The organism is Streptomyces sp. NPDC015346, assembly GCF_043078785.1.
GTDB lineage: Bacteria > Actinomycetota > Actinomycetes > Streptomycetales > Streptomycetaceae > Streptomyces.
Map to the genome: position 1 here is coordinate 271,778 of NZ_JBIBTW010000004.1, position 12,244 is coordinate 284,021.

The window sequence follows — 12,244 nt, forward strand, 5'->3', positions numbered from 1 at the left end:
GGGGGTGGAGGAAGCCAAGTAGCAGGCGGGGCGCGGGCTTGGCGGACCTCACGGCGCGCCCACCCCGGGGGTGAGGGGCCCGGGGCAGCGGATGTGATATGGGCCTCAGTAGGCGTGCGGCATCCCACCGAATGGCGGCGCGGCAACGGATTCCGCAGCTCTGTCGGGTCGCGACGGGATGTCTCGGGGACGTCTCGGTGATCTGTCGGGGATCTGTCGGGTGGGCTCCGGGCTACCGGTGGGTCGCCGCCTCCTCCGTCACGACCGGCAGGGGCAGCGGGCGTTTCTCGATGGCCGCCGCCATCACCTCGGGGAAGAGGTCGGGGGTGCAGGCGAACGCCGGGGCTCCGAGCGCGGCGAGGGCGGCCGCGTGCTCCCGGTCGTAGGCGGGGGCTCCCTCGTCGGAGAGCGCGAGGAGGGCGACGAACTGCACGCCGGACGCCTTCATCGCCGCGACCCGCTTGAGCATCTCGTCGCGTATCCCCCCTTCGTAGAGGTCGCTGATGAGGACGACGACGGTGTCCGCGGGGCGGGTGATCCGCGCCTGGCAGTAGGCCAGGGCCCGGTTGATGTCGGTGCCGCCGCCGAGCTGGGTGCCGAACATGACGTCCACCGGGTCGTCGAGCTGGTCGGTCAGGTCGGCCACCGCCGTGTCGAAGACGACGAGCCGGGTCGCGATCGACCGCATCGAGGCGAGGACCGCGCCGAACACGGAGGCGTACACCACCGAGGCCGCCATCGAGCCGGACTGGTCGACGCAGAGCACGACGTCTTTCTTCACCCCCTGCGACGCGCGGCCGTGGCCGATGAGCCGCTCGGGGACGACCGTGCGGTGCTCGGGCAGGTAGTTCTTGAGGTTGGCGCGGATCGTACGGTCCCAGTCGATGTCCCGGTGGCGGGGGCGGCTGATCCGGGCCGAGCGGTCGAGCGCGCCGGTGAGGGTCGCGCGGGTACGGGTGGCCAGGCGCTTCTCCAGGTCGGCCACGACCTTGCGGACGACCGCGCGCGCCGTCTCCCTGGTCGTCTCGGGCATGGCCTTGTGGAGCGAGAGGAGGGTGCCGACGAGGTGGACGTCCGCCTCGACGGCCTCCAGCGTCTCGGGTTCCAGGAGCAGGGTGGAGAGGCCGAGGCGGTCGATGGCGTCGCGCTGCATGACCTGGACGACGGAGCGGGGGAAGTACGTCCGGATGTCGCCGAGCCAGCGGGCCACCGAGGGGGCCGAGCCGCCGAGGCCCCCGGAGCGGTCGCGCCCCGCGAGTGTGCCCTTGCAGTGTCCGTAGAGCGCGGTCAGGGCGCCGTCCATCGCCGCGTCCGTACCGGCGAGGGAGCGGCCCGTGCCGTCCGCCTCGCCACCGCCGAGGACGAGGCGCCAGCGCCGCAGCCGCTCGTCGTGCCCGCCCCCGTCCACCGCTGCCCCGTCCACCGCTCTCCCGTCGATCGCTTTCCCGTCGATCGCTGCCTCGTTCACCGCTGCCCCGCCCACCGCTGCCCCTCCGATCGCCGTTCCTTCGTTCATCCCGCCACCCCCACGAGGTCCGGGTCGTCGATTCCGAGCAGCATGCGCAGGACGGGAAGCACCGCGTCGGCCCGCTCCTCGTCGAGGTGGGCGGCGAAGCCCGGCGTGCCGGCCCGCGGGCGGGCCGCCGAGGCGGCCGGACCACGTGCGACGAGCTCCCCGAGGGTGCGTCGCACTCCCGTTTCGTACGCGGAGAACGTGCGGCGCAGCAGCGGCAGTACGTCGATGAAGGCCTCCCCCGTCACACCGGTCAGCCAGTCGTCGACCAGGGCGAGCAGCCGCTCGTCGTGGACGAGGAGCATGCCTGCTCCGGAGGCGTCGCCGACGAAGCCCTCGATCCAGGCGGCGGCGTCGGCGGGCGGGGTCGCGGGCGAGAGGGCGAGGCCCATGAGCCGGGCCGCCTCGTCCTCGTCGAGCCGCCCCTCGTCGAGGAGCAGCCGGCCGGCCCGGCCGCGGATCGCGCCGGGCACGCTGTCGCGGCCGGCGAGCCCCCGCAGCGCCCGCGCCCAGCGGTCGGTCAGCTCCGCGTCGTCGGGGAGCAGGGCGAGGGCGGTGTGGACGGCGTCGAGATGGCCGCGCATCTCGGCGGCGGCGTCGGCGTCGAGCCCGGTGCAGGCGGGCGGCAGCCCGACCCGGATCCGCTCGGCGAGCCCGGCCGCGACCTCGGCGAGCGCGGCGGTGTCCGTGGCGCGTACGTCTCCGTAGCGCAGGGAGCGGGCGAGGGCGGGCAGGGCCTGGGCGAGGTGGCCGACGTCGGTGTTGAGGGCGGCCCGCTCGGCGAGGGCGGTCATGACGACGGGCAGGGCCTCGCCGAGGCCGGCGAGCAGGCACTGCTCGGCGAGCGAGGTGACGTCGGCGAGGACGGTGGCCTCCAGCGCGCGGCTCTCGGCCCTGGCGGTGGCGGCGGAGGCGACCGTGGTGCCCCAGACGCCGGCTTCGGCCACCCTGACGTGGAGTTCGGGCTCCCAGCGCAGCCGCCAGCTCTCCCGGAACGTGCCGGTGCTTCCGCGTCCGGCGGCCGGCTCCCCCCAGCCGACGGAGAGGAGCCGCAGCCGGTGGAGCAGCCGGCTGCGGGCGGCGTCGTTCTCCTTGCGCAGGTCGAGCTCCAGCTCCCGCTCCCCGGCCTCCGGTTTGAGCCGCAGGCCGCGCTGGAGCCGGTTCAGGTCGCGCTGGAGCGGTACGGCGGGGGCGTCGGCCGGGACCTCGCCGAGGACGTCGCCGACGACGAGGCGGTCGCGGACGAGGGCGAGCGGGACGTCGGAGCCGTCGCACATCACGGCCCGGACGGCGTCGGTGGTCTCGCCGAGCCCGGCGAGCGGCCTGCCGCGCATGGCGGCGAGGGTCTCGGCGAGCCGGACGGACTCGATGACGTGGGCGGGAGAGACGAGTCGGTCCTCCGCCCTGAGGAGGCCGGCGACCTTGGTCATCCAGCGTTCGACGGGGCGGTCGGGGACGGCGAAGAGGTGCTCGTACCAGCCGGGCGCGTCGATACCGGCGCCGTACCCCGAGCGGCGGGCGAGCCGGCGGTGGGTCCACGGGACCCAGGTCATCCCGGTCTTCACCTTGGGCAGGCCCTTGAGCAGGGCGCGGTCCGCGGTGGCGGTGGTCTTCCGGGAGAGCGCGGGCACGTGCCAGGCGCCGCAGACGACGGCCACCTCTTCCCCGAACTCCTTGCGAGCCGCGCGGAGTTGGAGCCGCATGTACGCCTCGCGCACGAGGTCGCGGGCGTGGCCGCCGTGGCCGTGGGTCTCCCGCAGGGAGCCCATGGCCTCGGCGAGCGCCGCAAACGGGGCGGTGGGGTCGGCGGGACCGGCGGGACCGGTGGGGCCGCCGGGGGCGGTCGCGCCGCGGAGCTCGATCACGTCCTCCCACCAGCGCTCGGGGTCGTCGTACCCGGCGGCGTCCGCGAGTTCGGCGATCGGGTCGATCCGCAGCTCCGGGTGCAGCTCCTCGTCGCCGTCGCCCCAGGTGGGGTCGGTGGCGGCGAGGGTGTGGGCGGCGGGCAGGTCGATGAAGCGGACGGTGGCGCCGTGGGCCAGGGCCCAGCGGATCGCCACCCATTCGGGCGAGAACACGGCGAACGGCCAGAACGCGGACCGCCCGGGGTCGTCCACGGCGTGCGCGAGCAGCGCGACGGGGGGCCGCATCGCCTCGTCGGCGGCGAGCTCCACGAGACCGTCCGCCTCGGGCGGCCCCTCGATCAGCACGGCCGCGGGCCGCCCGGCATCGAGCGCCGCCCGCACGGCCCGCGCGGACCCGGGCCCGTGATGCCGCACCCCCAGCAGCATCGGCCCCCCGGCCCCCGACCGCCCGGCCCGCGGGCCACCCTCACCGATCCCCCCGCCGGGCGGGGAGGACACAGGCCCCACCGGTCCGGCCGTCGGCGTGGGCGTCGCGGGCGAGGGCGAGGGCGGGGGCGAGGGCGAGGGCGTTCGGAGTGTCGTCATGCGCTCACCTCGCGGCAGGCGCGGTAGAAGTCCTTCCAGCCGTCTCTCTCCCGTACGACCGTCTCCAGGTACTCCTGCCAGACGACCCGGTCCGCGGCCGGGTCGCGGACGACGGCGCCAAGGATGCCGGCGGCGACGTCGCCGGACCGCAGCACGCCGTCGCCGAAGTGGGCCGCCAGGGCGAGGCCACCGGTGACGACGGAGATGGCCTCGGCCGTCGACAGCGTCCCCGAGGGGGACTTGAGCTTCGTGCGGCCGTCCGTGGTGACCCCGTCGCGCAGTTCGCGGAAGACGGTGACGACCCGGCGGATCTCGTCGACGCCCTCCGGCACGGCCGGCAGGTCGAGGGAGCGGCCGATCTGGTCGACCCGCCGGGAGACGATGTCGACCTCCGCCTCAGGGGTCGCGGGCAGCGGCAGCACGACGGTGTTGAAGCGGCGGCGCAGCGCGCTGGAGAGGTCGTTGACCCCGCGGTCGCGGTCGTTGGCGGTGGCGATGAGGTTGAAGCCCCTGACGGCCTGGACTTCCTGTCCCAGCTCGGGGACGGGGAGCGTCTTCTCCGACAGGATCGTGATGAGCGAGTCCTGGACGTCCGCGGGGATGCGGGTCAGCTCCTCGACCCGTGCGGTCAGGCCCTCGGACATCGCGCGCATGACGGGGCTGGGGACGAGCGCGTCCCGGCTCGGGCCGTGGGCGAGCAGCCGGGCGTAGTTCCAGCCGTACCGGATCGCTTCCTCGGGCGTCCCCGCGGTGCCCTGGACCAGCAGGGTGGAGTCGCCGCTGACGGCGGCGGCGAGGTGCTCGGAGACCCAGGTCTTGGCGGTGCCGGGCACACCGAGCAGCAGCAGCGCGCGGTCGGTGGCGAGTGTGGTGACGGCGACCTCTACGATCCGCCGTGGCCCCACGTACTTGGGCGTGATCACGGTCCCGTCGGGGAGCGTGCCGCCGAGGAGATAGGTGGCGACGGCCCACGGCGAGAGCTGCCAGCGGACGGGCCGCGGCCGGTCGTCGGCGGCGGCGAGCGCCTTGAGCTCGTCCGCGAAGGCGTGCTCGGCGTGCGGCCGCAGGACCTCGGCCGGAGCGACGCTCCCGGCGCCGGTTCCGGTGCTGGTTCCGGCACCGGACACGGCACCGGGAACGGCACCGGACACGGCGCTCGTGATGGTTTCGGGCACGGTCATGGATCCCCCTCCAGATCGTTCGACCTGATGTGGGATCCACCGTGCACCACGCCACTGACAATCGACCGTCGTCGCAGGTCAGGAGTGCAATCGGGGCGTGCGGAAGGGGAGTTAGCCGGCGACCGGGGAGACCGCGACGCAGCCTCCCGCCATCGCCTGCTCGCCCTTCGCCTCCTTGAGGACCTTGCCCTTGTGGATGACCTTGCAGGTGACGTCGGCGGCGTCGATCGACAGCGGCATGACGGCCGCCGGCATGATGCCCTTCAGCGTCACCGTCTTCGTCCACGGCGTGGTCGGCTTCGTCTCCGTCTCGAGCTTCGGTTCCATCGCCGTTCCGCCGCCGCCGTGGAACTGGATCGACTCGATGTTCTTCCCGGTGACCTCGTACGTGACCTCGTACGTCTCGTTCACGGCCTTGTCGACCTGGTCGGCGGCCTTGTTCGCGGCTTCGGAACAGGCTCCGAGGCCGAACGCGAGGCCGGTGACGGCGAGCGCCGAGACGGCGGTGCGGACGGTGCGCTTCATGGCGGGTCTCCCCCTGGAGTTTCGGTTCTGTGAGGGCACAGAACCGTAAAGAAAAGGTAAAGTCAAGTCGCGGCCTGCGACTTCGCCGGTCGACGCCGCAGCCCCGGGGCGTTGTCAGTGGTCCCCTCTACGGTCGGGGGCATGGACACACAGGGGGTGCGCTGGACGGCGGATCAGGTGCTGGCTCTGGCTCCTGACGACGCCTCGCGCAGAGCGGGGAGCAGGCTCGGCACGTCCGGGCCGTGGTCCGGTACGGGCAGCGACGGCCAGGGGGCGGTCTGGGGGCTGTGCCGGGGCAGCGGCAGCACGCCGTACCGGACGGTGGTCGACACCACCGGCCCCGCGTACGCGTGCAGTTGCCCCAGCCGGAAGTTCCCGTGCAAACACGCGCTGGGGCTGCTGCTGCTCCGGTCGGGGGACGAAGCGGCCGTCACCGTCACCGACGTGCCCGACTGGGCGGCCCGGTGGCTGGAGAGCAGGCGTGAGCGTGCCGGCCGGGCCCGGACGGGCGACGCCGAGGGATCCGGCCGGCCGGCCGCCGCCGATCCCGAGGCCGCACGCCGCAGGGCGGAGCGCCGGGCCGCCCGGATCACCTCAGGCGCGCAGGAGTTGGAGCAGCGGCTCGCCGATCTGCTCCGCGGCGGTCTGGCGGCGGCCGAAGGAGCGGGGTACGGCCTGTGGGAGGAGACGGCGGCGCGCATGGTCGACGCCCAGGCGCCGGGACTCGCCGGACGGGTCCGGGAGTTGGGCGCGATACCAGGCTCCGGGGCGGGCTGGCCCGTCCGGCTCCTGGAGGAGTGCGCGCTGACCCATCTCCTCGACCGGGCCTGGCTCTCCGTGGACCGGCTTCCCGCTCCGCTCGCGGCGACCGTGCGGACCAGGGTGGGCCTGACCGCGCCCGCCGAGGGTCCGGCGGTACGGGACCGGTGGCTGGTCCTCGCCCAGTACGACTCCGCGGACGGCAGGCTGACGACCCGTCGCGCCTGGCTCCACGGCCGCGAGAGCGGTCGGACGGCCCTTCTCCTCTCCTTCGGCGCCGCCGGTCGCGCACCGGCCCCGGCGCTCCCCGTCGGCACGGTCATCGACGCCGTGCTCACCCGCCACGCGGGCGCGGGGGCCCTGCGGGCCGAGCTGGGCGAGCAGTTCGGCCCACCGGCCCCGCTCGACGCCCCGCCCCCGGGCGGAACGGTCGGCGAGGCCCTCGCCGCCTACGGCCACGCCCTGCGGGAGGACCCCTGGCTGGACTCATGGCCGGTGACGCTGACCGATGTCCTGCCGATACCGACGGACCACGGCTGGCAGCTCGCCGACGCCGCACCGGCGGGCCCGGGCGGGAGTGGCAGCGGTGGCGGCGGTGGCGGCGGTGGCGAGGCGATTCCGGTGAGCGGTCCGGCGCTCGGAAGACCGGGCCTGTGGCGGCTCGCCGCCCTCTCCGGTGGCCGGCCCGTGACCGTCTTCGGGGAGTGCGGGCACCGGGGCTTCACGCCGCTCGCCGCCTGGTCGGCCGACGCCCCGGGAGAGACGGTCCCGCTCCACTGACTCCGTACGAGTCCTTACGACTCCCGTACGGCTCCGTACGACCTTGTACGCCCGCGCGACCGTACAGCCTCGCCCAACGCCCGACGACAGGACAGCTTGGAGGACCTCGATGGACGCCTGGGAAGAGTGGGAAGAGCTCGTCACCTCGGCGCTGCTCGGCACCGACCGGCGGCCGCCCGCGCTCGCCGGAGGCGCGGTCGGCGACGCGCCCGTCGCCCTGCTCGACGCCGCCGCGCTGCACACCGTACGGCGCAGGGCGGGGCTGCGGCCCGGGCCCGCGGCCGAGCCTCCGGAGCCCGCGCCCGAGGACGACCGCAGGCCGTTGCCCGAACCGGCCCGCCGCCGCCTCGACCAGCTCCTCGCGGGCCGCGCCGCCCCCGCCCCCTCCGGCGGACGCCGGGGAGCCGCGCCCGATCTCGCCGAACTGCTGCCGCAGTGGCTCGCCGCCGCCAACGAACACGGCTACAGAGCACCGGCGTCCGCCCTGCCCGCGCTGCTCGACGCCGCCCGAGCCCGCACCGATCTGCGGCCCCAGGCGCTCACCCTGGCCGGCCCGCGCGGGCTGTGGCTGGCCCGGCTCAACCCGGAGTGGAGGTTCGCCCTGCGCGGCGCGGGCGGCCGCGCGGCGCTCCCCGACGTCCGGGACGGTGACGCCGTCCGTGTCCTGTGGGAGGAGGGCCTGTTCGCCGAGCGGGTCGCGCTGCTCGCCTCCGTACGGGCCGAGGACCCGGCGGCCGCCCTGGAGTTGCTCGGCTCGACCTGGGCCGCGGAGCGGGCCGAGGACCGGCTGATGTTCCTGGACTCCCTGCGGGACGGACTCTCCGGCGCGGACGAGGAGTTCCTGGAGGCGGCCCTGTCCGACCGCAGCCGGAACGTCCGTTCCACGGCCGCCGAACTGCTCTCCGCGCTGCCCGATTCGGCGCTGGCCGGCCGGATGGCGGGGCGCGCCTCGTCCTGCGTCTCCCTGGACCGTACGGAAGGGGCCGTGACGATCGTCGTCGAGGCGCCGCACGAATGCGACGCGGGGATGCAGCGGGACGGGCTGATACCGACGCCGCCGACGGGCCGGGGCGAGCGGTCCTGGTGGCTGGGCCAGCTCGTCGAGTCCGCGCCGCTGTCCTGCTGGCCGGCCCGGTTCGGGGGACGGACGCCGGAGGAGATCGTCGCGCTCCCGGTCGCCGACGACTGGCGGGGAGAGCTGCACGCGGCCTGGTGCCGCGCCGCCGTACGGCAAGGGGACGCGGCCTGGTCCCGGGCGCTGCTCGGCGCCCCCGCGGCCCCGCCCGCGACCGGTCCGGGGACCTCGTCCCTCGCGGAGCGGGCGAAGCTGCTGTCGACGCTCCCGGAGGACGAGCGGGCCCAGTGGGTCGCCTCGTTCATAGCCGCCCACGGCCTGTCGGAGGCCTTCCAGCTGCTCGGTGTCTGCGCGGTGCCCTGGGCGAGGCCACTGGGCGGTGCGGTGATCGACGCCCTGGACATCGCGCGGGACGCGGGCAGCTATCCATGGAGCTTCAGCGGCGTGATGGGCCTCGCCGAGCGCTGCCTGTCCCCCGACGCGGCCGGCCAGCTGGAGGCCCTGACCGCCCTGCCGACGGAACCGGAGGACGCCTCCCCCGGCTCCGGGGGCTACTGGACGGAGGCCTTCCAGCGTCTGGTGTCGACGCTGCGCCTGCGGGCGGCGATGCGGGCGGAGCTGACAGGGCCGTTGGAGTGAAAACAGTGAAAGACAGACAGGGGCGGACAGGGGCAGGGGACGGCCGGCTTGACTGAAGACAGCTGCCCGCTCCCGGCCGCCGGACAGTCCCTAGGCCGCGACGCGCACGTTCGCGTTCACCCAGTCGACGATCGAGGCCGTCGTCGCACCCGGCGTGAAGATCTCGGCCACGCCCTTCTCCTTCAGGGGAGCGATGTCCGCGTCGGGGATGATGCCGCCGCCGAAGACCTTGATGTCCTCGGCGTCGCGCTGCTTCAGAAGCTCCAGGACCTTCACGAAGAGCGTGTTGTGCGCGCCCGAGAGGATCGACAGGCCGATCGCGTCGGCGTCCTCCTGGATCGCCGTGTCGACGATCTGCTCCGGCGTCTGGTGCAGCCCCGTGTAGATGACCTCCATGCCGGCGTCGCGCAGCGCCCGCGCGATCACCTTGGCCCCGCGATCGTGGCCGTCGAGACCCGGCTTGGCCACCACCACGCGGATCGGACCGGTCACACCCATCACTGCCTCCACATGCGACCCCCGCGCCTGTTTGCCGGGGAGGTGAACGAACGTTATCGCCAGCATCCCGCAAGCGGCCGTTTCGCGGTGGGCAGCGAGGGGGAAATCACACAGAGGGACATGCTCGTGCGCAAGGGAGCCGCGACGGGGTCGTCGTACCTCCGCGCCGCAGTCGCAGGCACGGAGGTAGGGCGCACCGGATGCCGTTCGGCGGCCCGCGCGCCGGTCGGGAGGCGCCGATGGAGCTCACCAGGCTCACCAAGGTCACCACCGCGCTGAAGGCCAACGCCTTGGAACTGGCGATCCTCACCGGCCACCTGCTCCTCTACCCCTCCGGAATCGTCTCCGAGCGCCCCGCCGCCGCCCCGGCCCCCGGGAGCGGCCCAGGACGCCCGGTCGTCCTCCTTCACGGCTTCGTCGACAACCGCTCGGTCTTCGTCCTGCTGCGCCGCTCGCTCGCCCGGCACGGCCGTCACCACATCGGGTCGTTCAACTACTCTCCGCTCACCTGCGATCTGCGCGCCGCCGCGGCGCTCCTGGGCCGCCATGTGGAGGAGCTCTGCACCCGCACGGGCCAGCGGGAGGTGGACATCGTCGGGCACAGCCTCGGTGGCCTGATCGCCCGCTATTACGTACAGCGTCAAGGCGGTGACGCTCGGGTCCGCACGCTGGTCATGCTGGGTACGCCGCACGCCGGCACCACCGCGATTCCATGGGCGGGCGCCCACCCGCTGGTCCGCCAGATGCGCCCCGGCTCCGAGGTGCTGCGGGAGCTGGCCGAGCCCGCGCCGGGCTGCCGGACCCGCTGTGTCAGCTTCTGGAGCGATCTCGACCAGGTGATGGTGCCGGTGGAGACCGCCCGGCTCGACCACCCGGACCTCCTGGTGCACAACGTACGGGTCAGCGGGATCGGGCATCTCGCCCTGCCGGTGCATCCGACCGTCGCCGCCGGGATCCGGCAGGCGCTCGACCACGAGGAGCCGGGCGTCGTCGCGCCGGACGCCGACCCCGGAGCCGCCTCCGTCGCGTGAGCCGTGTTCGCGAGGGTCTCCGGTCGCGGTCTCCGGTCGCGCGGACGGCTGGCAGCCGTCTGACGGCCCGCCAGAAGGTGTCCGTTCTTCGAACGTTCCTCGAACACAGAGCCAAAGCTCTCCCCCGAGGCCCCCGAAACACGGCCGATTGCCCGTTTCCTGTGAACCCAAAACCCTCCGAAGATTGTCGCTTCCGTATACCGCCGGGTACAGTCGCGCCACTGCTTAACCCCGGGACACCCTTCGTCGGGCCCGCCCCGGGCTGGTCCTGCCGCCGAGGCGAGAGAGAAGTTGGTGAACGACCAGCACCCCCACGCCGGGTACGTCGGAGACGACGCCCACAGCACCGGCAACTTCGCCACGGATCCGCTCTTCGGTGCCTTCCCGGACGGTTACGAAGCAGGGCACAGCGGGCAGTACGACACCACTCAGTGGAACGGCAGCCACCAGTGGGACGCCGGCTCGTACGACACCTACGTCGCACAGCAGCCGATGACGCAGCACTACGACACGGCCACGTACGACAGCGCCGCCTACGACACCACCGGCCAGTGGGACGCGACCGCCTGGACCGAGGCGCAGCAGACCGGGACGTACGAGACCTCGCAGTTCACGTCGTACGACACCACCGGCCAGTGGACGACCCCCACGGTCGAGACCGGCACGTACGACGCCACCGCCTGGAACTACGCCGAGCCGGTCGTACCCCAGCAGTACACCCCGGACTACGACTTCATCCCCGCGGCCGAACCCGAACCCGAGGCCGAAGCCGGCGCCGCACTCCACGAGCGGCTCGACCTCATGGAGCAGGCGGACCACACCGCGCAGTTCGAGGCACTCACTCCCGACAGCTACGCGTACGACCACGAGATCCCGGCGGAGTCCGAGGAGCCGGTCGTCGAGATGCTCGCGGAGGCTCCGGCCGCCGTCGTCCCCGCCGCCCGCTCCGCACGCCGCTCCTCCGGTGGCAGCCGCGGCCGGCGCCGTACGCCCGCCAAGCGCTCCGCGCTCCTGACCGTCGCCGTCCCCTCCGCCTGCGTCATGGGGGTCGCCGGCATCGCCGCCGCCTCGGTCGGCGGACTCGCCGACGCGAACGCGGAGACGAAGGACGACACGATGGCGCTCGCCGCCGCCGACCCGTCCTCGGTCAAGCCCGTCGCCGCCAACAACGAGCTGGACACCCAGCTCGCCGCGCTCAGCGCCGACGCCCGCGACTTCGGCGACCGCGCCAGCCGCACCCAGGAGCGCATCGACCTCAAGCTTCGCCAGGAGGCGGAGCGGAAGAAGCGCGAGGAGGAGGCGGCCCGCAAGGAGGCGCTGCGTCCGAAGTTCGTCCTGCCGGTGAAGCTGCACCAGCTCAGCGCGCGCTACGGGCAGGCCGGCGTCAACTGGATGTCCCTGCACACCGGAATCGACTTCCCGGTGCAGTACGGCACGAAGGTGATGGCCGCGACCGACGGCACGGTCCGTACCCAGTGGAACAGCGCCTACGGCAACATGGCGATCGTGACCGCCGCGGACGGGACCGAGACCTGGTACTGCCACCTCAGCAGCACCAAGATCCGCTCCGGCAAGGTCAAGGCCGGTGACGTCATCGCGTACTCCGGCAATTCCGGCAACTCCACCGGCCCGCACCTCCACTTCGAGGTCCGGCCGGGCGGCGGGGCGGCGATCGACCCGCTGCCGTGGCTGCGCAGCCACGGTCTCGACCCGACCGGCTGACACCCGTACACGGAACAGCGGAACAGCGGAACATACCCATAGGGAGAGGGGCCCCGGCCGAAGCCGGGGCC

At 73.9% G+C, this 12,244-nt stretch carries 9 protein-coding genes; 4 read left to right on the plus strand and 5 right to left on the minus strand.

Annotated features, from left to right (window positions below):
* Positions 1–232: 232 nt before the first annotated feature.
* The 4 genes from ACF06X_RS16325 to ACF06X_RS16340 form a co-directional block, all read right to left on the minus strand.
* Entirely contained in the window at positions 233–1,516 is a 1,284-nt protein-coding gene (locus ACF06X_RS16325) for a VWA domain-containing protein (protein WP_392287948.1), read from the minus strand.
* Positions 1,513–3,804: a DUF5682 family protein gene (locus tag ACF06X_RS16330; RefSeq protein ID WP_392288425.1), complete on the minus strand. Its 2,292-nt coding sequence runs from the start codon at positions 3,802–3,804 to the stop codon at positions 1,513–1,515. Before ACF06X_RS16330 ends, ACF06X_RS16325 begins: the two co-directional genes overlap by 4 nt.
* A gap of 155 nt (positions 3,805–3,959) precedes the next feature.
* Entirely contained in the window at positions 3,960–5,144 is a 1,185-nt protein-coding gene (locus ACF06X_RS16335) for an AAA family ATPase (protein WP_392287949.1), read from the minus strand.
* A gap of 111 nt (positions 5,145–5,255) precedes the next feature.
* On the minus strand, positions 5,256–5,669 hold the full coding sequence (locus ACF06X_RS16340) for a hypothetical protein (protein ID WP_392287950.1): 414 nt from the start codon (positions 5,667–5,669) through the stop codon (positions 5,256–5,258).
* A gap of 141 nt (positions 5,670–5,810) precedes the next feature.
* On the opposite strand from ACF06X_RS16340, the gene ACF06X_RS16345 reads away from it, so the two are divergent.
* Entirely contained in the window at positions 5,811–7,208 is a 1,398-nt protein-coding gene (locus tag ACF06X_RS16345; RefSeq protein ID WP_392287951.1) for an SWIM zinc finger family protein, read from the plus strand.
* Positions 7,209–7,317: 109 nt separating this feature from the next.
* A complete protein-coding gene (locus ACF06X_RS16350; protein ID WP_392287952.1) occupies positions 7,318–8,922 on the plus strand; it encodes a DUF5691 domain-containing protein in 1,605 nt (534 codons plus the stop codon).
* Between the two features lie 90 nt (positions 8,923–9,012).
* Here ACF06X_RS16350 and ACF06X_RS16355 read toward each other — a convergent pair whose 3' ends face one another.
* Positions 9,013–9,420 carry a cobalamin B12-binding domain-containing protein gene (locus ACF06X_RS16355; protein ID WP_392287953.1) on the minus strand — a complete coding sequence of 136 codons (408 nt, stop codon included), beginning with the start codon at positions 9,418–9,420 and terminating at the stop codon, positions 9,013–9,015.
* Positions 9,421–9,659: 239 nt separating this feature from the next.
* Here ACF06X_RS16355 and ACF06X_RS16360 point away from each other — a divergent pair, with 239 nt between their 5' ends.
* Complete coding sequence (locus ACF06X_RS16360; RefSeq protein WP_392287954.1) at positions 9,660–10,451, plus strand: esterase/lipase family protein; 792 nt, start codon at positions 9,660–9,662, stop codon at positions 10,449–10,451.
* 294 nt (positions 10,452–10,745) lie between these two features.
* On the plus strand, positions 10,746–12,173 hold the full coding sequence (locus ACF06X_RS16365) for a M23 family metallopeptidase (RefSeq protein ID WP_392287955.1): 1,428 nt from the start codon (positions 10,746–10,748) through the stop codon (positions 12,171–12,173).
* Positions 12,174–12,244: the final 71 nt, after the last annotated feature.

Bases quoted from the DNA above. Each gene is read 5' to 3' on its own strand.
- ACF06X_RS16330 (WP_392288425.1), bottom strand. From the start codon at position 3,804: ATGCTGCTGGGGGTGCGGCATCACGGGCCCGGGTCCGCGCGGGCCGTG.
- ACF06X_RS16340 (WP_392287950.1), bottom strand. From the start codon at position 5,669: ATGAAGCGCACCGTCCGCACCGCCGTCTCGGCGCTCGCCGTCACCGGC.
- ACF06X_RS16335 (WP_392287949.1), bottom strand. From the start codon at position 5,144: ATGACCGTGCCCGAAACCATCACGAGCGCCGTGTCCGGTGCCGTTCCC.
- ACF06X_RS16345 (WP_392287951.1), top strand. From the start codon at position 5,811: ATGGACACACAGGGGGTGCGCTGGACGGCGGATCAGGTGCTGGCTCTG.
- ACF06X_RS16350 (WP_392287952.1), top strand. From the start codon at position 7,318: ATGGACGCCTGGGAAGAGTGGGAAGAGCTCGTCACCTCGGCGCTGCTC.
- ACF06X_RS16325 (WP_392287948.1), bottom strand. From the start codon at position 1,516: ATGAACGAAGGAACGGCGATCGGAGGGGCAGCGGTGGGCGGGGCAGCG.
- ACF06X_RS16355 (WP_392287953.1), bottom strand. From the start codon at position 9,420: ATGGGTGTGACCGGTCCGATCCGCGTGGTGGTGGCCAAGCCGGGTCTC.
- ACF06X_RS16360 (WP_392287954.1), top strand. From the start codon at position 9,660: ATGGAGCTCACCAGGCTCACCAAGGTCACCACCGCGCTGAAGGCCAAC.